The sequence below is a fragment of the uncultured Fluviicola sp. genome (assembly GCF_902168135.1).
Taxonomy (GTDB): domain Bacteria; phylum Bacteroidota; class Bacteroidia; order Flavobacteriales_D; family Crocinitomicaceae; genus Fluviicola.
Genome location: NZ_CABHOL010000056.1, coordinates 25,717 through 44,761 on the forward strand (window position 1 = coordinate 25,717; position 19,045 = coordinate 44,761).

A 19,045-nucleotide genomic window follows, 5' to 3' on the forward strand; every position below is an offset into this window, starting at 1 on the left:
CTCCATTTCCGAAATTGGATTGTCTTGATAGGGCTAATCCTTTCATCTCAGGTATTTGCTCAAAGTGGAAATGTAACGGTCTCCGGAACAATTAAGGGTAAGGCGGATAATACTGCTTTACCCTATGTTCAGGTTGTCCTCAAAACAGAAATCGATTCTGCCCTTGTGATCGGAACAATTACCGATGAAGAAGGTCGCTTTTCCCTTTCACCGGTTAAAACAGGCAACTATGTTTTAGTTGTAACTTCCTTTGGATACAGTACATTGAATAAACTCATCTATGTGGGTTCACTTTCCGACTTTTTGGATTTGTCGGTGATCCAATTGGAAGAGACCGTTGAGTCTTTAGAAGAAGTAGTAATTACTGGTCAAATCGAAGAGGTAAGTGATAAGATGGATAAAAAAGTGTTTTCTGTTGAAGACAATGTGAGCCAAAGCGGAGGATCTGTTTTACAGGCAATGCAGAACCTACCAGGCGTTACCGTTCAGGACGGAAAAGTACAACTACGTGGAAATGAAAAAGTAACGATCCTTATTGATGGAAAACAAACAGCATTGACAGGATTTGGAGATCAGTATGGGTTGGATAATATTCCCGCATCTGCAATTGAACGCATTGAGATCATCAATAATCCTTCTTCGAAATACGATGCGAATGGAAACGCGGGAATCATCAATATCATCCTAAAGAAAAACAAGCAGGAAGGTTTTTCTGGAAAAGTTGGACTGAATAGCGGTTTGGGAGCTTTGTGGGTTAAAAAAGAAAACCTGCCTACCATTCGTCCGCAATATCAGTACACCCCAAAAGTCAATCCAACGGTTTCATTGAGCTATCGAAAAAACAAAATGAACCTGTTTTTCCAAGGTGATTACCTATACACACAAACCTTAAATAAGAACGAATTCGTTACCCGAACGTACGACGACGGAACGATTATCGACCAACAAACCAAGAGAAACAGAAATACGCACTTCGCAAATGCCAAATTAGGTTTTGATTATTCTTTCAATGACAAGAACACTTTAACTATTTCGGGTCTGTATGGAATGGAAAAGATTATAGACAATGGCGACCAACCTTTTTTCAACAGGGATTCATCCGAACGCATCCGCTTATGGCAATTCTTAGAAGATGAGTTGAAGACTACCGCTATGGGGACTCTTGCCTACCAACATAAATTCGCTCAAGCCGGTCATATTTTGAATGCCGGATTTAACTACACTTTTCACCGTGAAAATGAAAAATATTTCTTCGACAACATCTATCCAACATATACAGGACATGATTCATTTAAATTGCTTTCCGATGAACAGGTAGCAGATTTCAATTTGGATTACGTAAAACCATTGAAATTCGGTCGTTTGGAAACAGGTGCTAAATTCCGTTACCGAACCATTCCGACAAACATGCAATTCTACCCTGGCATCAATTCGCCCTTAGACACGACTGCAGGTGGATGGGCAAATTACAAGGAAGTAATTCCAGCTATTTACGGGAACTATATTGTGGATCGTAAGAAAGTAGAAGCCGAAATTGGTTTGCGGGTAGAATACGTTTTATTGAATTATAAAGTGAACCCCAATCACAGCACTTATAAAAGTGATGGGTATAATTATATGCAGCCTTTTCCAACCATGCGATTGGCGTACAAGTTCAATGACAAAAACAAAATCTCCTTATTTTATAATCGTCGAGTTGATAGACCAAATGAAGTAGACATTCGTATTTTCCCTAAGTATGACGATGCCGAAATAATCAAAGTCGGGAACCCTGCGTTAAAACCTCAGTTCACCAACTCATTAGAATTAGGCTTTAAATCAGCTTTGGAAAAAGGATATTTTTACACTGCTTTGTATGGAAGAGAAGCGAACGGAACAATCACACGCATTTCAAGTACCGTTCCCGGAAGCAACCTGATTTATGCCGTATTTCAGAATGCAGGAAAAAGCTACAATGCAGGTGTTGAAATGACATTCTCTATGGATCTTGCTAAGTGGTATTCCTTCAACGTCAATGGAAATGTTTACTACAACCAAATCAACGCTTTTAGTGTTGAAAATAAGTACCCAATCGTACATACTTTTTCTGCTGATCAGCAAAGCATCTATTCAGGGAATGCAAAGCTGAATAATACCTTTCATTTCAAGAAAGATATAGATGTTCAACTGGTAGCAGTTTACCTTGCACCTGACATTATCCCGCAAGGGAAAATCGATTCACGTTTTTCGTTGGATATGGGGATAAAAAAGAAAATACAGAAAGGTAAAGGTGAAGTGTTTCTAAATGCTACTGATTTGCTAAATACAATGGTCATTAAAAAACGAATTCAAGGTAATGGATTCAGTTATATAAGCTCAGACTACTACGAGACACAGGTCGTAAGGATTGGATATAATTATAAGTTTTAGGATTAAACCGTCTTGAGCTGTTTAAATAAACAATCAACTGCCTATCATTTGCTAGGCAGTTGATTGTTTATTTAAATGATAATTCCTAATTATTCAATACAGCTTTTTGTACTATCACCTCACCCGATTCTGAAGTAAGAGTAACAAAGCACATTCCCTTCGAAATGCTATTGGATAGTTCAATAATCGATTCCCCCGAATTAAGTATGGTTTCTTGTGTTGATAAGGTTTGCCCAAGTGAATTAACCACCAGTATAGATGCATTTTGCTGGATATCCGATTGGATATGAATTGAAGAGGTTTCACCCGATTGACTAATAAACATTGAAAGTGATGGTTTTGTATTTTCATCCAATCCAACAGATTGTCCAACCGTTCCCGTCAAATACTTCACATCATTCCCATTGCCGTCACTGTAAACCACATGAAATTTGCCGTTTGAATATTCCAGATCAGGACGTGTTTGATTTCCGCTGAATGTTGCGGTTAGGGTGTCAATTACGATTCCTAATCCACTTGCACCTGAAACCGAACTTGTAAAAAACACTCTTGGAGTTCCTGCATCTGAACCTTGCCAAACCACTGCCAATGTATCACCCTTTCCTGCAATGATTGGATAATTTTCTGTCCCCGTACCCATAGGGAATAACTGGAATTGCATTCCATTTTGCTGATTGGTAAGATTGGTAGTCCCAACATAAACTTTTCCATTACTCATCCAAGTTGAAACAAGTGAATCACCATTAATTACGTTAGAAGGTCCGCTTGAAGGGCAAGACATAATCATCCAATCGGTCTCGTCTATCTCTGAAGAAACAGGATAACTTGCACTTCCGTCTGTGGAATATGAAGCCCACATATTGCGAATATTATTGTCATTATTTCTATAAGTCAGCACATGTTGATTACCGCTGGCAATGATTGTAGCAGGACAGCAATCACAAACAGTTCCAACCGCTCCTAGCGAAGGTATAATAGACGGCATATAGCTTGTTCCCCCATTCATAGATTTGGTAACGGCATATTCGGCATTACCAAAGCTTCCGTCTAGTTGCATAAACGCTATTACGGGATTTCCTCCATATCCAACCGCAACAGTTGGGAAACGTGGTGTATCAGTTCCAATTTGGTCTACACGAACAGTGTCTTGAAAAGTCATTCCTCCATCCAATGATCTAACCGTGTAGACCTTACTTGTTTGGCTAAAATCTGTGCTGAATGTTACAAATACGGTATCACCTGACGATGCAATTTCGGAACCTGCCCAAGTCGCAATAAAAGGAAGTACCCCTGCTGGATTGATCGTTACGGGCATATTGAACGAAGCTCCGTTCCAACGAGCTGTGTAAATCTTGTCATTGTTATCGTTCATCCACGAAACCAACGGAACATCATTATCGGTTAGCGTAAGTCGTGGATAAATGTTGTTGTACATACTTCCCATTGCAACTGTAACGGGAGCATCCCAATTGATTGTCTGACTAAAAGAAGCAGACAGGAAATTCATGGATAGAATTGTAAGTAGTAATTTTTTCATATTTATAGTTTTAGTTTATTCGTATTCATTGATTGTTAATAGGTAAATGTAAATCCTCCACCAAACCCCATATCGCTATCATAATGTGCTGATAAAGAAAAGGATTTATTTAAGACATATTTTAATCCAGCCATGTATTCAAAATCCGAGTTATACATCAGCCCTAAGCGCAAACGTTTCGTTAGGGGAATATCTTCTCGCATCAATTGCAAACGTAATTTCCCATCAGTATCAACTCGTGCATCAGCAATGATAAGCATTGGCAATGTGTATTGCAAACCGAAGCAGATAACCCCACGGCGGTCTTTGGTATTTGTTTGTCCGAACAGGTTGCGTTCCGTTTCACCCATTTCCATTTTACGGTAACGCCAGTCAAATCCTACATACGGAAACAGCCATTGCATTTTTCCGATATATCGTCCGAAGTGTGTTTCTGTTTCGTAACCGTGCATATTGTTATAACCCAAACGCCATTCTGCCTGAAGATTCCAACGGGTATTTTGTAACATCATTTCACCGTCGTTTCCATTGGAGGCAAAGTCATTTTGGAACATGAAATGAAACTCCCGATCATCGGCATACAGTTTTCGCAATGCTTTTTTGGGTTCTGGCAATTGTGGGTTAGGAGGTGAATTCTCGTAAGAAAATATTCGACCCATTCCGCTCATCATGTGATAGAGGATATGACAGTGAAAGAACCAATCGCCGCTTTCCGTAGCTGCAAATTCAATGGTGTCAGTTTCCATCGGCATGATGTCCAATACATTTTTCAATGGTGAGTATTCGCCGTTGCCGTTTAAGATTCTAAAAAAGTGTCCGTGTAAATGCATCGGATGGCGCATCATGGAATTATTGTAAATGATGATGCGTACATTCTCTCCCTTTTTGATTAAGATTTTATCTGTTTCGGAAACTGTCTTGTTGTTGATACTCCAAACATAACGGTTCATATTCCCAGTTAGTTCAAAGTTATAAACGGTTGTTTTTGCATCGGGCAAAGTAGTCTTTACTGGTGATTTGAGCATGTTGTAGTTCAGCGTAACAATTTCCGAAAGTTGGTTACTGTTGTACTGACTGCCATCGCTCATATTCATGTGTTTGCTCTTCTGTTTTTTCTTCTTACCACCAGTGATTTCGGGATACATTACCACATTCATATCCATTTGTTGCAAACTCATGTTCATTCCCATGTCGTCCAGATTTCCATCCATTTTAATCATGTCGTTCATCATTTGCATGCCCTCAAAATATTTCAGCGGTTCTAAGGGGGAAATCAATTGTTTTACTCCAGAACCAAGCCATAACGATGTACTTCTGATCCGATCTTCGGAAGTTGCCTGAAGTTCGAAAGAGGTACTGTCTGAAGGAATGGTGATGATAACGTCATACGTTTCAGCAACAGCGATAATAAACCGATCAACAGGCACGGGAACAACGTCCATTCCATCACTGGCAACAACATCCATTTTACCTCCAGAATAGCGCATCCAAAAATAAGATGAGGAACCACCATTGATAATTCTGATTCTTACTTTATCGCCAGCCTTGAACTTTGGCGCATTATCCTCTTGGCGACCGTTGGTGAGCAATTTATCGTAATAGACATCGCTCACATCCATTGCTAACATACGTTTCCATTCGTTACCGAATTTGGTTTTAAGACTTCCTGCTCCAATTGCATCGGCATAGCTTTGCACCGCACCTTTTTGAAGATTGGCTTTTTTGATTGCTGACCAGTCATTGGCCATGTGTAATCTACGATGCACTTCAAAAGGCTTCATCTCTGTCCAATCACTCAAAACAACTGTATATTCCAACATTTTAGGCTCATCTTTCTTATGAATGATAAATGCCCCATACATTCCACTCTGCTCCTGCAAACCTGTGTGTGAGTGATACCAATAGGTTCCGTTTTGAACGATGGGGAATTGATACAAATGCGTTGTTCCTGCTTTAATTGGTGCTGTTGTCAAATAAGGCACACCGTCTTGTTCATTCGGCAAGATTAACCCATGCCAATGAATAGAAGTTTCAGTTCTCAATTCATTGTGTACCCATATTTCAGCTGTATCACCTTCCGTAAAATGCAATTCAGGCATTGGAATACTTCCATTGACAGCATAGGCGTGTTTTTGTTTTCCTGAAAAATTTACAACGGTGTCTCTCACATACAAATCATACCGCACTTTTTTCTGTGCGAACGTATTGAGTGAGAGTAGTGCAAACAACACCAGTATTAAAGCATTTTTCATTGTAATAGTATCAGTGTTACTGCGCTCATAGCAATCATCAGCGCATCTTCAATAATTGTAATGGTACTCATTGGCAAATTGAAAACAGCTCCCAAACAAGCACATTGTATTTTTCTTTTATTCAGTACACTTTGCAGTACTCCAATTAAACTAATTGTCATTACGACTAGTGTTATCCAATTTACGATATACGGCTCGATGTCTAATAAAAAAGCCAATCCTAACGACAATTCGATCAGTGCGTAGAAATATCCCCATGCTTTGAATCGTTTTGCAATAACATCATACATGCTATAGCTTTCTGCAAATCCTTTTAAATTCAACAACTTAAAAAAGGAGAAAACCAAAAAGAACCCTGCCATAAAGTGGCGCATCCAATGCATGTAATCAAAGTGATGGGCAACCAATTGAACCAACAATGTGGTCAATGTGATATATCCGAAAATCAATAAAACTGGCTTGTATGTTTCAATCCAACTTTTCGCTTGCTCACTCAATTCACTGTGCTCCTTTGCCGTTATTTGGTAACGAGATTCCTTTCCTCCGAGAGCTTCTTGTAAACTGCCAATTGAAATGTGTTTGTCCATCCCAATCACAACAGTTTTGTTCTCTTTTGAAACCTCAACAGAGGTAACGTCAGGTAACGTTAACAAACTTCCTTTTACTTTTGCCTCACAACTTCCACAAGTCATTCCGGCAATACTATACGTGTGTATCATACCATTAATTTTTATTTCACAAAGGTCTGAACACTCGTTTAGTAGTTCGTGATACAATTGTGGAATCGTTTGTTATGATTTACAGATTTTCTATCGGCGTTCGTTTTTGCGATTTCAACTGCTTGAAATGAGACGTTGTTAATCCAGTAACTTTTTTGAACTGTTTACTCAAATGTGAAACACTGCTGTATTCTAATTGGTAAGCTATTTCGCTCAAAGACAATTCATCATAAACCAGCAATTCTTTAACCCGTTCAATTTTCTGAGCTATATAGTACTGTTCAATACTCGTACCTTCTACCTCACTGAATAAGTTGCTGATGTAATTGTAATCTAGCGGAATTTGCTCATTGATGTGTTGAGACAAGTTTGTTCGAAGTCGTTCTGATGGATAATGAACCAATTGAACAATACTGTTTTTTACTTTTTCAATGATCCGGCTCTTTTTGTCATCAATCAATTCAAAGCCCAGTTCCTCGAACCTCAAAACAAGCTGTTCCTTATCGTATTCGGATAAGGCACGATCAAGCTCCACTTCACCCAACTCAACCGTAAGCGGATGAAGTCCGAGCTGTTCAAACTCAGACTTCACTACCATCTTACAACGGTTGCATACCATGTTTTTGATATAAACCTTCATTCGTTTATTTGATCGTCTCTGTTGTTTTTCCGCAAGACAACATGGAACTTCCGTAATACGGATTTTTCACTGTACTTTCCTTGCTCAACCAATCCGCACCTTTTCCATCATTGTACATCGGACAATGTTGCAGGTAAACCGTTTCATCTAACTTGAATGCCTTCGTTAACGAATAAACACCTTGTGAAAGCAATGAGAAATGCTCACGTTGGTGTGCAATGTCTTTTGTTTCGCTGATGTGTTCCGCATGCATCAATAAATCCTTTTCTACTTTCATCCATGCTGAATGCTCCTCAGATGACATAGCTTTCATATCCACTTCGTTGATCGCCTTTGCCAATGCAAGGGCTTTAGAAGATGCCACTGTGCCATCATCTTTTACTAATGCGTCTTTCAGCGCAAAGTATTGATCATAAACCTTCGCAAGTTGATTCACTTTCTCTTGCTCTTTCACAACAGGCTCATTTTTTGGCGAATCATTCACCGTATTGTCCGTTACCACAGCGTCTTTTTTCAGACGGTCATACTGGCAACATCCAGGAAGCTTGGTATAAGCATCATCAGGGGCTAAGAATTGCTCGTTATCATATCCTGCATAAGCCACTTTTTTAAGTACTTCGGATGCTGTGGTTTGCTTAGAGTCATAGGTAAGCTTCATGACTTTTTTGTCCTGGTCCCATTCAGCTAAAGAAATGCCTTTCTTATTTGCTGCAGTTTCGATAGTGCTTTTACACATTTCACAATTTCCCGCAACTTTGTAAGTTTCGGTTTTTGCATTTTTTATTGGGGTTGCACAACTGGTGAATGCCAATAATAACGACATTCCCAGCATAAGGTGCTGTAACTTTTTCATACTATAATTTTTTGCTGAATAACTAATGGATAACCCTAAAAGCAGGATTACAGATCAAGACAAGCCTAATGGCTTTTGGATTCTAAATTAGAAAGGAGTCGTTTTGAATGTAAATGGGCTCTTTGTACCTACCAGGCGGTAGATTTGGAGAGTAGCTTAATGCTACTTTAGGCATTACAATAATCGTATTTCGAATGAAACCGAAATCGAACTGTTTTTCTGCTAATATCTCCGCGTTAGGACTCTTATGATCTAAAGTTGATTGTTTTAATTGCTGATTGTCAAGTTTTAAAGAAAAGGTTACTTGTTCACAGCATTTTTTCTTAATATGAACCTTGTTCTTTGAAGCCATTGCCCCGCAAGCACAACTCATTTTTGGTTTTGAACCAAATAAAGAAACATCCGCCAATTTTCCACCACAATAATGCGTAGATACCGTCATTCCAAGAGCTGGAAGCAGGTATAAAACCATTATTATAAGTGAAAAAATCCGTTTCATTCTCATTTTGACTGTAAGCAAATGTAAACTACTCGCTGTTTTAAAGCAACTAATTTCAACTTAAAGTTAAAAAAGCACTCAATAGCTTTCCTATAATTAAGGTTCTTTTTGATTTCTGTTAATTTTTCGTTATCCATTAAAGAACTTATATTTAGCTCTGTGAAAACAATTTTGGTATATAGCCTTGCAGTATTTTATCTTCTAATAAGTGTTAGACTGACTGCTAATATCCATTATTGCGGAGGAAAAATCAAAACAGTTTCATTGGTTGGTTTCAGTGCGCCAAAGTCTTGTTGTGCGGGAAAACCAATGAAAAAAGGATGCTGTAAAGATGTTCAGGTTTGTCTTAAAAAGGCGAGCGAAGATCAAAAACCGACCTCTGCAATTGTATTCTTTTCATCGGTTATCGTTACCGAACCAGCTGACATGTTTGTCATAGAGCAGGATCATGAACTTTATGTACCTAAGCATATTAAGCCTTCGGTACATGCACCACCTCCCGAACTCAAAGTTCCAATTCATTTAAAAAACTGCGTATTTATCATTTGATTTTTGAGGATCAGTATTCAGGCTACGCTTGATTTTCTCTATTAATAATCAATTTGAAAAAAAATGCGGAAAATTACTTTAGTTCTATCACTCGCTATGGTGGTAACATCACTTTTCACTTCTTGTAATTCAGGCAGTGAAAAGTTCAGTTCATATCAATGCCCTATGAAATGTGAAGGTTCAAAAACATACAACAAGGCAGGTTCTTGCCCGGTATGTAATATGGATCTTGAGGGTGTCAAATCAAAAAACAATAACTAAATTATTATGAAAACTACACTTTACAAAAGTCTGGCAACGGCTTCATTTGCTATGCTAGCATTTCTTGGCTTTAGCCAAACAACAGCAATGAATTTTTCAGGGCAGGATTGCAATGGAAATAACGTAGATCTATTTTCTGATCTGGATGCAGGAAAAGCAGTTATGCTGATTTTTTATATGCCAAATTGTGGTTCTTGTCCACCTGTAGCTTCGAAAATGCAAACGATGGCAAACAACATCAACGCTTCAAATCCAGGTCTGGTTAAGGCTTATTCATTTCCGTACCAAAACAGTACAACTTGTACTTATTCGTCGAATTGGGTGGTGAATAACAATTTACCTCTTTTTGCTCCAATGGATAGTGGCGCTGTTCAGGTTGCATATTACGGCGGTTTCGGTATGCCAACAGTGGTGCTTTTAGGGGGTGATAATCACGACGTTTTGTTTGTGACTCAAGATTTCAATACTTCAGACACAACTACGATGCGTGATTTGATCCTGAACACATTTACAGCAGGAGTAGCAGAGCAAACACCACTTCAAAATGTGAGTGCTTACCCAAATCCCGCTTCGGGAATTGTAACGGTAAATTTTGAAGCGTTACAAGGTGCTGAAATCAACATGCAGATCACTGATCTTTCAGGAAAAGCCGTGATGACTTTTGAAAAAGAAAAACTGAATAAGGGTTTAATCGAAAAACAAATTGATCTTTCAAGTCTTCCCGTAGGATCATACATTTTGAATTTAGAAATGAATGGAACTTTCGTTACTGAGAAAATCAATGTGGTTCGCTAATTTTTCCAATAAGGTATTTTGGCAATTGGTTCTGGTGGTTGTGCTGTTTAGTGCGACCACCACAATCGGTTATGCCCAATCTTATTTTCATTCACCAAACGACACGTTGATTTCAAATACAACCGTAAACAATTCGGTGACTATGAATATCACGCAAGTTCATCCGAATAACGATACATTGCAATTTGTCTGGAAGAAGTCTTCTGTCTCCATGCCGAATGATTGGACGGCTACTATTTGCGATAATAACACCTGTTTTCCATCGCTTATAGATAGTTCAACGACATTGCCTGTTCTTCCCGGAGACGATGGATTGATGTTGATTCATTGCTTCCCGAATACGAATGCAGGAACTGGAATCATTCGATACACCATTTATGAAATTCATTCGCCACTACAAGTAGATACGCTCACTTGGATCATAAATGCGGAATCTACTGCTGGAATAAGTGAGTCTATTTCTGCAAGTCAAGCCTATACCATTATCGGAAATCAATTTCAATTAACCGATTCCAAGTCTAAATTTACTGATCTCACCCTTCTTGATCTAAACGGAAAGGAAGTTTTTACGAGTGGTATTCCAACATCATCATGTGTTGAAATGCCATCATTCCCCGCTAATTTTTATTACCTCATTCTTAGCGGAAACAACATTATTATACGTCAAAAAATATGGTACGCATCAAATTAGAATTGCTAAAAATCTTTTTTGCAGCGTTCATTCTTTGTATTTCAGGGAATGGACTGGCTCAAAACGCACTCTACATACCTCCTGCACTAACAGGAACTACATTTAACCTGAATGTTCAATCAGGTACAACGCAATTGTATCCCGGAAATCCAACGCCAACTTATGGTATAAACGGTTCATTTCTTTCTCCGACTATCATTGTCAACAAGAATGATGTGGTAACCTTAAATGTCATCAACAACCTGACCGTCGCCACAACAATGCATTGGCACGGTTTACATGTTGCGCCTGAAAATGACGGTGGTCCGCATCAATCTATTTCGGCAGGTTCTACGTGGAGTCCTTCGTTTGAAATATTAAACAATGCAGGTACATTCTGGTATCACCCACATGGTGAAGGAAAAACGGAATTGCATGTTGGGAAAGGGCTTGCAGGTTTATTCATTATTCACGATCCAGCAGAATTGGCATTGGGTTTACCTCAAACGTATGGAGTGGACGACATTCCATTGATTGTTCAAACAAAGGCATTTGATGTGTTACAACAAATTGCAATTGCAGATCACATGGACACGGCAGTTTTTGTGAATGGTACACGTAATGCAACGCACAACCTTCCTTCACAAGTGGTTCGAATGCGCCTCTTAAATGGAAGCAGTATGCGTTCGTTTTATTTTGGATTCTCCAACAACATGACCTTTTACCAAATTGCTACTGACGGCGGTTTGGTAGAAACACCAAACGCATTGACACGTTTATTGATTGCACCAGGAGAACGGTCGGAAATTCTTGTTGATTTGAGTGGTATGAACGGACAAACTGTTGATTTGGTGAGTTACGGTTCTGAAATGCCTGATGGAATCTTCGGATCTCCTTCGGTTGGTAGCGGAGCAGACACCATGGACATGTATATGGACAATTTCCTGAACGGTGCAGACTTCAATTTGGTAGAATTTACAATTGGCGCACAAACAGGAAGTCCAATTACATCCATTCCATCAACATTAGTTCCTTATGTGCCTTTTGATATTGCTGATGTAGACGTTAATAGAACCTTGGTTTTTGATACGATTACACTCGTACAAGGAGACACCCCTAATCGTGCTGAAGGACCGTTTGGAATCAATAACACCACCTTCAATATGGATTCAATCAATATCACGATTCCATTGAATTCAACGGAAATCTGGACATTGAAAAACAATACACTAATTGCGCACCCTTTTCATATTCACGACATTCAGTTTAATGTAATCGAAAAGAATGGAACTACTCCTCCAATAACAGAACAAGGCTGGAAAGATGTGGTTTTAGTAATGCCCGAAGACAGCGTGAAATTTATTACACGGTTTACCACCTTCACCGATGAGATGGTTCCGTACATGTATCATTGTCATTTGTTGCATCACGAAGACGATGGAATGATGGGGTCTTTTTTGGTGGTTGATCCGTTTGCAGGAATAAATGAAAATGACATTTCCTCTTTTGAAGTTTTTCCGAATCCATCATCCGATGAATGGAACATTACAGGCAAATGGGGCAATGAAAGCGTTACTATACAATTGACCGATGCGCAAGGCAAAGAAGTTTTGAAACGTGATTACTCCAATGTTTCAGCGGAAGAAGGGATCAAGGTAAGCGCATCGACTTTAAATGCGGGCATCTATTTTCTGACGATTGTTTCAGAAAAAGGAGCGCAGAAATTGCATTTGGTGAGGAATTGAGGCGAAGTGAAATGAGATGAACAAATCTTGTTGATACTGAAATAATACAATTGTTATTTATCCTCTTTTTCTTTTGAAGGAGTAGGAGCCAAAAGCTCCTGAACGTTTACACCCAATGCAAGTGCAATTTCTCGTAAAAATGCCAAGGTGGGTTGACCAGCATTTTTGCAATAGCGATTGATTACTTGTCTCTTTTTTCCAAGACGTTCAGCCAATTCAGTTTGTGAAATCTCTAATTCAAATAAGACTTCTGCAATTCGGTTTATTTTTACCTTATCATTTTCACCCATGGTGGGATAAAGATAAAAAATTTCTGACTTACGTTCAAAGCCTAACCCCTCGTGAATACTAGATATGTAAACGTAAAAAGATTACATGTAATCATTAAATGTTTCTTTGTAATTGAAATTTGTTTCATAAGAAACATTATTTGTTTACTTTTGATTCAATAAAAATATTGAGTCATGCAGAAAAAAACTTCCAAAAAGCTTATCATTCAATTGATAAAAGACGATTTAAAGCACGAACATACCGTTTGCGGGTTAAACTTATTAGGGTTCGGAAACGACAATGCCACGTTGGATATATCCCAAGCCGTTTTCTCTCTCATGGAACTCAATATTAACGACAGACGTTTGGAGCATTTAACGGATCAGTATTGCGACCGAGCCTACCATGTTACGGAACTTGCTTTTAATGACAACGAGTCTTTTGAACGGTTGGCAACTGGAATTTATGATTGGCTGGCTTTGGAGCGCAGGAAATACAAGAAGCTGTTGCTTAAATCTTGAAAGCTCACAAATGTCGGTGTTTCCAATTTTTTTCTAGTTGCCCCGCAATGGGTGGGGCAACTGTTTTTTTATTCCTTTTCGAAACCCGATTTTGAGCAATTAAATTCTACTTGCCCCACGTTAGGTGGTGCAACTAAGATTTTTTAACCTCGAAAATTGATAAACTGCCAAATAAAAAGTTACTTGCCCCACGTTAGGTGGTGCAACTAAGATTTTTTAACCTCGAAAATTGATAAACTGCCAAATAAAAAGTTACTTGCCCCATAGAGGGTGGTGCAAGTAGATTTTTATTCTGTTTTGAAAATGATCCATCTGAATAAAATCATAACTGCCCACCATTTAGTGGGCAACTAATTTTTTATTATTCCTTTGAACCGAAAATTGCTTAAAAAAACACTAACTGCCCACCTTTTAGTGGGCAACTAACTTTTTATTATGGTTTGATGGGGAATTTTGACCGAATAAAGTGCTAACTGCCCACTAAAAGGTGGGCAACTAATTTTTTATTCTATTTCAATTCACCGATTTCAGTATTGGAGATTCACTAGTCAAAATTTCGTTCACACCTCGGTAATTAATCGTTACCGTATCTGCATACTCCAAAGCAGCATTCATTGTTGATTGGAACACTGGGTTGAGAACCAAAAAAGATAAGTGAATTGCTTTTTCCATTTCTTCGATCGAATCAAATTCGTCTTTCTTTTTCAATACATGTTCACATGACTCTTCCAACATGGCTTTGTGAATCGGATGGATAGTTTGTACTGGCAGGTTTGCCAAAACTGCATCTAACAGCTCATTTACGGTAATTTCTTTACTCATACTTTTTTCTTTACAAGTTAACTCGAAGAAAGTGGATTATTCGACTTGACTTTTACCTATTTTTCTGTATGTAAAGGCTTAGTCGATAGAAAAGTAAACTTGGGCAAATCGGATCAAACGATTCGTCAAGTCGAAAAGAAAGATTCGTCGAAAGAGATTCAACTCAAAATCGACTCAAACCGACTCGGATTCAACCAACCACAGTAACAGCAGCTTATTCGTCTATTGAAAAGTAAACTTCGGCAAGTTGAAACGTTGAATTGGGCTAGTCGAAAAGTAAGATTCGTCGAAATCAATCCTACTCGAAATGGACTCAAAACCGACTCGGATTCAACTACGCGCAATAACAACAATCTATTCGTCTATCGAAAAGAAAAGTTAGTCAAGTCGGATAGTTGAATTGGTCAAGTCGGAAAGAAAGATTCATCGAAACAGATTCGAGTTGGAATCGAGTAGAAATGGAGTCGGATAGTCGCTTTTTCAGCGAAATATATGCTGTTTTAGATGAATGGTGGAAAGTACTCTGTCAATGGTGTAAAGTACTTAACCCATGGTGTAAAGTTGAAATGTAATGGTGTAAAGTTGGAATTTCATGCGATCAACTAATGCACTACTTGCGGTAAGCTACTGCAAACATGGTGTAGAATGGTGTAACATGGGTTTTTACTGGGGTTCAGGAATTTTGCCTGTTTGATGTAAGATTTACGATCCCTAAACGTTATTCTATTATGGAAGCAAATCAATCACCTGAAGAGCTGTTTCAAAAAGCCTATACACGTTTTTATCAATCGTTGAAACGTCGGTATCTGTTGAATTTAGAGAAAGCAACAGACAAATCGTATGCGAGCGAATATTTCAGGCGCACGTTGTTCCTGGAAAACGAAAACATTCCCTGCTATTCCGTATTTTATCATTCGTTGGTTTCCACGTTCAGGCATCATCAAAAACTAGGTGAAATGAACCCGCTCGAATTGACGCTTTCCAACCTTTCGCCCATTCAGGAAATGACTTCGAATATCATTGAACAGACGTTTATCATCAATGCCTCCGTTGCCGAAAGGCTCTACCAGTTGAACTGGCTCTACCTGCAAGCCATTGAAGAAAGCAACAAATCGGTTTTAGAACTGATAGACACCGAACGACGGTTAGTGAAATACAGTGATGAAAAGGTTGTTTTGCTCTTGGCGTTGGATCGGGCAACACAAGAATTGAGCGAAGAATTTTCCGATAAGCAAGACGGTACCGAACAACCGATTTCTAGTGAAGGTTTTGCTATTGGTCAACAATCGTATGAAGCCAAATTCACCCGTTCACAACAGGTTTTGATTGCTTATTACATTTCGCAGTTAATAGGTACAAAACACAAAAAGAATGTCAGCAAGTGTGCGGATGCTTTGCATTCCTTTTTAGGGATTTCGTATAGTCAAATCACGCATTCGGAACTGTACAAAAAACTACTTCATCCGTTGACCTTTTCCAGTGAAAAAGCAACACTTCAAAATCTGCTCATCGTTCGGTCTTTTTTCGAAAACATCGGTTCGGTTTCTGCAACTTCACTCATTGATTCCGATATTGAAACCGTTAAAAAGGGACTCGAATAAACTCCATTTTTGATCCTTTTGAGTCCTTTTCGATCCCCAAATGTTAAAACTTAGAAAAAGTTGAATTTTTGGAGTACCCCAATGTTTTTTCGGTTTTCATTTCTTTCATATACTTGGATTATATCTAAGATACATTCCTATTTCTGAATGGATGGAGAGATTAAAAAACAAAGGAGATCAACCATTAAAAAACACCTTTAATCATGGAAACAGTGGTTAAACTCGCCATCGAAAAAATGTGCGAGGAAATTGAACGATTGAAACAAACAGTTGGAGAACAGCAAAAGCGCATTTTGGAACTGGAAAGAAATCGAAATCGCAGTACAGTTGTTGAACCTAGCGCACCTAAAAACGAAGATGAATTGCTTAACAATGAGCAAGTGAAACGCATCTTGAAAATCGGGAAGAACTCCCTTATTAAACTCGTTCGTGATGGAGTTTTGATTGCTATTCGGATCAACGAGAGAACCGTGCGTTTTTCCCGCAGTGCAATCATGGAATACATCCAACGCAAACAAGCATCAACAACGATGTAACCACCAAAAAAGCGACCCCGAATTGAGGTCGCTTTTTATTTGATCTTACACCAAGTTTATTGGGAAATCATCCAGTTTATCTTCCGTATAAATTCGGAGTATTTTCACAAGTAGTGCAGCGTTATCGACCAATGAAATTTTGTTGTACTTGAAAATCTCACTACTACCCAATCCTTTGAAATCAGATTCTACTGCTGAATTGGTGTGTCCAGTTATCTTACTTAACACCGTAATCGGAATGTAACTCATCAAATTGGTAACAAATGACCTACGCCCGATATGTGAACTAATCAGTTGAAACAGCTTTTTGGTTGTTAGTTCTTTCTTACCAAAAGAGTTCGTATGAGAGAGGGTGATTTCTTCCTTTAATCCAACACTTTCAGCAATATTCCGTGCGAGTGTGTTGAACTTTTGCATTGCCATGGGTTCTGCGATTCCTCCGTTTGCATCAAATGCTTCCTGCAATGGTTTTAAAATTGGTACAACGATTTCTGTATCGGTTTTCGTTGTCAAATAACGTGCGTAATGAAACGTTACGTTGTTTTTCGAGTATGTGTATTCGGGCTTGATCTTATGAACGTCGGAATATCTGCATCCAGTGAAAAGAAGTGTGAGTAAAATGAGTTTTGCGTTTGCTAATTCATCCGAGGTTGGTTGATAAGCGATAATCTTCTCAATCTGCGAAAATTCAAGATAAATTTTCTCTTCCGTAACCGAACGTAATTTGTCCGTGGTTCGCAGTTCTTTTGTGGGGTTGAACACATTCACTTTATACTTTCGAGCAATTCTGTTCAACACTGCTTTAAAAGCTTTGTAGTAATGAGTAACCGCATTGATTCGTGTACAGCGTTCACGGATCGTATTCATAAAACTCACATACAATTCCTCATTCAGATCACTACTGTACAAATGCTTTCCGATTTTAGTTTCAAAATCAGCTATTCGATTCGCTAAAACTTGATAGCAGTTCTTAGTTCCTTGTTTGATTCCATTTTCTAACAGGATTTCATTTTCAATGAAATCTACCAATCGAACTCGGGTTACGATTGCTTGTTCTTCTTTCTTCTTGATCTTAACGTCCAACTCTTGTTTGAAGCGTTCAGGGGTTACTGTTTCTGTTGTGATCAGATAATTGAAAATATCCGTTGCTTGCTTTTCAATTTGCAGAAGCGTTGCTCGTTTGGATTTATCTCTCGGAAGTTTTTCTAATTCATCCCAAGCAGATTTCGTAACTTTAACTCCTGTGTAATAACGCAGTGGTTTATACACATACGTTTGTTTCAACGCATCGAACTCTTTGTAACCGAAGTTCATTACAGCTAATACAGGAATTTCTCCTTGAACTCCCGTTTTTAGTATGAAATTGATCTTTAATTTCATGGTGATTCTTTTAATTGGTTGATTCAAACATATAAGGAATAACCCGCAGTTTGGGTACTAAAAAGGGTAGGAATATTGAGTTTCTGACCCCCAATTCCCCTAGAATCCTGCTAGTTCCTCTATGTATAACGAATGCGCTGAATCCTTTATTGTGATTGGGATGCAGGGATTCTAAAGGATTTTAAAGATTTTGGTGAATGTTCCTATGTGGTTAACATTATTTGTCTTTCTTAGCGCGGAAGATCACCAAAGGAACAATAAATATCGCCAGTGTCAGGCCGGAAACAAACAAGTCAAATTGCTCCGATTCGATCCATTTTGCAGAAGGCATGTAATGCACCAGTAAAGCCAAACACAATTTAATCCCCAGGATTCCGATCACCAGGAAAGCAGAATTTTCGAGGAACGGATATTTCTCCATCAATACCACGAAATACTTCGCTACATAACGCATCGCCAAAATCCCGATAAACACCCCGATGCAGATCAGGACCACATTATCCGAATAAGCAACTACCGCAAAAATATTATCGATTGAAAAAACGATATCCATGAACTCAACCGCCAGTACAGTCGACCAGAAAATCCCGATTACCCCTACCGTTCCGCGATAAATAAAGCTTTTCTTGGTTTCCTGAACTTCAGATTCGATCTCTTCCTGTACACTTTTCGCTGCGAAATGCTTGATAGCCATATAGATCAGGTAAGCGCCTCCGATCGGTTTGAACCACCAGATGCTCAGGATTGATTCCACCAGTATCAATGCAAGTCCACGAAAAATATAAGCTCCCAGGATTCCGTATTTCAATGCTTTTGCCTGCTGCTCTTTGGGAAGGTCTTTCACCATCGTTGCCAGTACGGCAGCATTGTCGAATGACAGGATAATCTCCAACAGTAAAATTCCAAGTATCAGTAAAATAGCATTGAGAGGATTCTCTGTCATTAGTGCCGCAAATTCCTGGAATTGATTCATCATAGGACTGTGT

Annotated in this window: 19 protein-coding genes; 9 read left to right on the forward strand and 10 right to left on the reverse strand. The window is 38.8% G+C overall.

Annotation, left to right across the window (positions count from 1 at the left end):
* The first annotated feature begins 24 nt into the window (after window positions 1–24).
* Complete coding sequence (locus tag QZT69_RS18850) at window positions 25–2,409, forward strand: TonB-dependent receptor (protein ID WP_367242464.1); 2,385 nt, start codon at window positions 25–27, stop codon at window positions 2,407–2,409.
* A gap of 85 nt (window positions 2,410–2,494) precedes the next feature.
* Here the strand turns inward: QZT69_RS18850 and QZT69_RS18855 are convergent, their stop codons facing one another.
* The 6 genes from QZT69_RS18855 to QZT69_RS18880 form a co-directional block, all read right to left on the reverse strand.
* Window positions 2,495–3,946: a hypothetical protein gene (locus QZT69_RS18855; protein WP_294680283.1), complete on the reverse strand. Its 1,452-nt coding sequence runs from the start codon at window positions 3,944–3,946 to the stop codon at window positions 2,495–2,497.
* A gap of 35 nt (window positions 3,947–3,981) precedes the next feature.
* A complete protein-coding gene (locus QZT69_RS18860; protein WP_294680284.1) occupies window positions 3,982–6,198 on the reverse strand; it encodes a multicopper oxidase domain-containing protein in 2,217 nt (738 codons plus the stop codon).
* Window positions 6,195–6,917, reverse strand: a complete 723-nt coding sequence (locus QZT69_RS18865; protein ID WP_294680285.1) for a heavy metal-associated domain-containing protein — start codon at window positions 6,915–6,917, stop codon at window positions 6,195–6,197. The genes QZT69_RS18860 and QZT69_RS18865 overlap by 4 nt, the downstream gene beginning before the upstream one ends.
* 79 nt (window positions 6,918–6,996) lie before the next feature.
* On the reverse strand, window positions 6,997–7,557 hold the full coding sequence (locus QZT69_RS18870; protein ID WP_294680286.1) for an AraC family transcriptional regulator: 561 nt from the start codon (window positions 7,555–7,557) through the stop codon (window positions 6,997–6,999).
* A gap of 4 nt (window positions 7,558–7,561) precedes the next feature.
* A complete protein-coding gene (locus QZT69_RS18875) occupies window positions 7,562–8,410 on the reverse strand; it encodes a DUF3347 domain-containing protein (protein ID WP_294680287.1) in 849 nt (282 codons plus the stop codon).
* A gap of 82 nt (window positions 8,411–8,492) precedes the next feature.
* Window positions 8,493–8,909, reverse strand: a complete 417-nt coding sequence (locus QZT69_RS18880) for a hypothetical protein (RefSeq protein ID WP_294680288.1) — start codon at window positions 8,907–8,909, stop codon at window positions 8,493–8,495.
* Window positions 8,910–9,068: 159 nt separating this feature from the next.
* Here QZT69_RS18880 and QZT69_RS18885 point away from each other — a divergent pair, with 159 nt between their 5' ends.
* The 5 genes from QZT69_RS18885 to QZT69_RS18905 all read left to right on the forward strand — a co-directional run bounded on the left by QZT69_RS18885 (window position 9,069) and on the right by QZT69_RS18905 (window position 12,929).
* Entirely contained in the window at window positions 9,069–9,458 is a 390-nt protein-coding gene (locus tag QZT69_RS18885) for a hypothetical protein (protein ID WP_294680289.1), read from the forward strand.
* A 165-nt stretch (window positions 9,459–9,623) separates the two neighbouring features.
* A complete protein-coding gene (locus QZT69_RS18890) occupies window positions 9,624–9,719 on the forward strand; it encodes a heavy metal-binding domain-containing protein (protein ID WP_294680336.1) in 96 nt (31 codons plus the stop codon).
* A 6-nt stretch (window positions 9,720–9,725) separates the two neighbouring features.
* Complete coding sequence (locus QZT69_RS18895) at window positions 9,726–10,514, forward strand: T9SS type A sorting domain-containing protein (protein ID WP_294680290.1); 789 nt, start codon at window positions 9,726–9,728, stop codon at window positions 10,512–10,514.
* Window positions 10,474–11,205 (forward strand): hypothetical protein, encoded by a 732-nt coding sequence (locus QZT69_RS18900; RefSeq protein ID WP_294680291.1) that lies wholly within the window; start codon window positions 10,474–10,476, stop codon window positions 11,203–11,205. Before QZT69_RS18895 ends, QZT69_RS18900 begins: the two co-directional genes overlap by 41 nt.
* Entirely contained in the window at window positions 11,187–12,929 is a 1,743-nt protein-coding gene (locus QZT69_RS18905) for a multicopper oxidase domain-containing protein (protein ID WP_294680292.1), read from the forward strand. The genes QZT69_RS18900 and QZT69_RS18905 overlap by 19 nt, the downstream gene beginning before the upstream one ends.
* Window positions 12,930–12,982: 53 nt before the next feature.
* On the opposite strand, the gene QZT69_RS18910 is transcribed toward QZT69_RS18905, so the two are convergent.
* The gene (locus QZT69_RS18910; protein ID WP_294680293.1) at window positions 12,983–13,219 is read right to left on the reverse strand and encodes a helix-turn-helix transcriptional regulator; all 237 of its coding nucleotides are present in this window, start codon (window positions 13,217–13,219) and stop codon (window positions 12,983–12,985) included.
* Between the two features lie 174 nt (window positions 13,220–13,393).
* On the opposite strand from QZT69_RS18910, the gene QZT69_RS18915 reads away from it, so the two are divergent.
* The gene (locus tag QZT69_RS18915) at window positions 13,394–13,720 is read left to right on the forward strand and encodes a hypothetical protein (RefSeq protein ID WP_294680294.1); all 327 of its coding nucleotides are present in this window, start codon (window positions 13,394–13,396) and stop codon (window positions 13,718–13,720) included.
* 513 nt (window positions 13,721–14,233) lie between these two features.
* Here QZT69_RS18915 and QZT69_RS18920 read toward each other — a convergent pair.
* Window positions 14,234–14,542, reverse strand: coding sequence for a hypothetical protein (locus QZT69_RS18920; protein WP_294680295.1), 309 nt, complete (start codon window positions 14,540–14,542; stop codon window positions 14,234–14,236).
* A gap of 728 nt (window positions 14,543–15,270) precedes the next feature.
* Here QZT69_RS18920 and QZT69_RS18925 point away from each other — a divergent pair.
* Entirely contained in the window at window positions 15,271–16,143 is an 873-nt protein-coding gene (locus tag QZT69_RS18925) for a hypothetical protein (RefSeq protein WP_294680296.1), read from the forward strand.
* Window positions 16,144–16,346: 203 nt separating this feature from the next.
* Window positions 16,347–16,679, forward strand: a complete 333-nt coding sequence (locus QZT69_RS18930) for a helix-turn-helix domain-containing protein (protein WP_294680297.1) — start codon at window positions 16,347–16,349, stop codon at window positions 16,677–16,679.
* Window positions 16,680–16,724: 45 nt separating this feature from the next.
* Here QZT69_RS18930 and QZT69_RS18935 read toward each other — a convergent pair whose 3' ends face one another.
* Together QZT69_RS18935 and QZT69_RS18940 are read right to left on the reverse strand one after the other, a co-directional pair.
* Window positions 16,725–18,059 carry a hypothetical protein gene (locus tag QZT69_RS18935; protein WP_294680298.1) on the reverse strand — a complete coding sequence of 445 codons (1,335 nt, stop codon included), beginning with the start codon at window positions 18,057–18,059 and terminating at the stop codon, window positions 16,725–16,727.
* A 217-nt stretch (window positions 18,060–18,276) separates the two neighbouring features.
* The gene (locus QZT69_RS18940) at window positions 18,277–19,035 is read right to left on the reverse strand and encodes a DUF475 domain-containing protein (protein ID WP_294680299.1); all 759 of its coding nucleotides are present in this window, start codon (window positions 19,033–19,035) and stop codon (window positions 18,277–18,279) included.
* Window positions 19,036–19,045: the final 10 nt, after the last annotated feature.

What these genes read in the sequence shown, in the direction of transcription:
- QZT69_RS18905 (WP_294680292.1), top strand. Translation starts at nt 11,187, where the DNA reads ATGGTACGCATCAAATTAGAATTGCTAAAAATCTTTTTTGCAGCGTTC.
- QZT69_RS18920 (WP_294680295.1), bottom strand. Translation starts at nt 14,542, where the DNA reads ATGAGTAAAGAAATTACCGTAAATGAGCTGTTAGATGCAGTTTTGGCA.
- QZT69_RS18860 (WP_294680284.1), bottom strand. Translation starts at nt 6,198, where the DNA reads ATGAAAAATGCTTTAATACTGGTGTTGTTTGCACTACTCTCACTCAAT.
- QZT69_RS18855 (WP_294680283.1), bottom strand. Translation starts at nt 3,946, where the DNA reads ATGAAAAAATTACTACTTACAATTCTATCCATGAATTTCCTGTCTGCT.
- QZT69_RS18880 (WP_294680288.1), bottom strand. Translation starts at nt 8,909, where the DNA reads ATGAAACGGATTTTTTCACTTATAATAATGGTTTTATACCTGCTTCCA.
- QZT69_RS18935 (WP_294680298.1), bottom strand. Translation starts at nt 18,059, where the DNA reads ATGAAATTAAAGATCAATTTCATACTAAAAACGGGAGTTCAAGGAGAA.
- QZT69_RS18870 (WP_294680286.1), bottom strand. Translation starts at nt 7,557, where the DNA reads ATGAAGGTTTATATCAAAAACATGGTATGCAACCGTTGTAAGATGGTA.
- QZT69_RS18915 (WP_294680294.1), top strand. Translation starts at nt 13,394, where the DNA reads ATGCAGAAAAAAACTTCCAAAAAGCTTATCATTCAATTGATAAAAGAC.
- QZT69_RS18940 (WP_294680299.1), bottom strand. Translation starts at nt 19,035, where the DNA reads ATGATGAATCAATTCCAGGAATTTGCGGCACTAATGACAGAGAATCCT.
- QZT69_RS18900 (WP_294680291.1), top strand. Translation starts at nt 10,474, where the DNA reads ATGGAACTTTCGTTACTGAGAAAATCAATGTGGTTCGCTAATTTTTCC.
- QZT69_RS18895 (WP_294680290.1), top strand. Translation starts at nt 9,726, where the DNA reads ATGAAAACTACACTTTACAAAAGTCTGGCAACGGCTTCATTTGCTATG.
- QZT69_RS18890 (WP_294680336.1), top strand. Translation starts at nt 9,624, where the DNA reads ATGAAATGTGAAGGTTCAAAAACATACAACAAGGCAGGTTCTTGCCCG.
- QZT69_RS18875 (WP_294680287.1), bottom strand. Translation starts at nt 8,410, where the DNA reads ATGAAAAAGTTACAGCACCTTATGCTGGGAATGTCGTTATTATTGGCA.
- QZT69_RS18865 (WP_294680285.1), bottom strand. Translation starts at nt 6,917, where the DNA reads ATGATACACACGTATAGTATTGCCGGAATGACTTGTGGAAGTTGTGAG.
- QZT69_RS18930 (WP_294680297.1), top strand. Translation starts at nt 16,347, where the DNA reads ATGGAAACAGTGGTTAAACTCGCCATCGAAAAAATGTGCGAGGAAATT.
- QZT69_RS18910 (WP_294680293.1), bottom strand. Translation starts at nt 13,219, where the DNA reads ATGGGTGAAAATGATAAGGTAAAAATAAACCGAATTGCAGAAGTCTTA.
- QZT69_RS18925 (WP_294680296.1), top strand. Translation starts at nt 15,271, where the DNA reads ATGGAAGCAAATCAATCACCTGAAGAGCTGTTTCAAAAAGCCTATACA.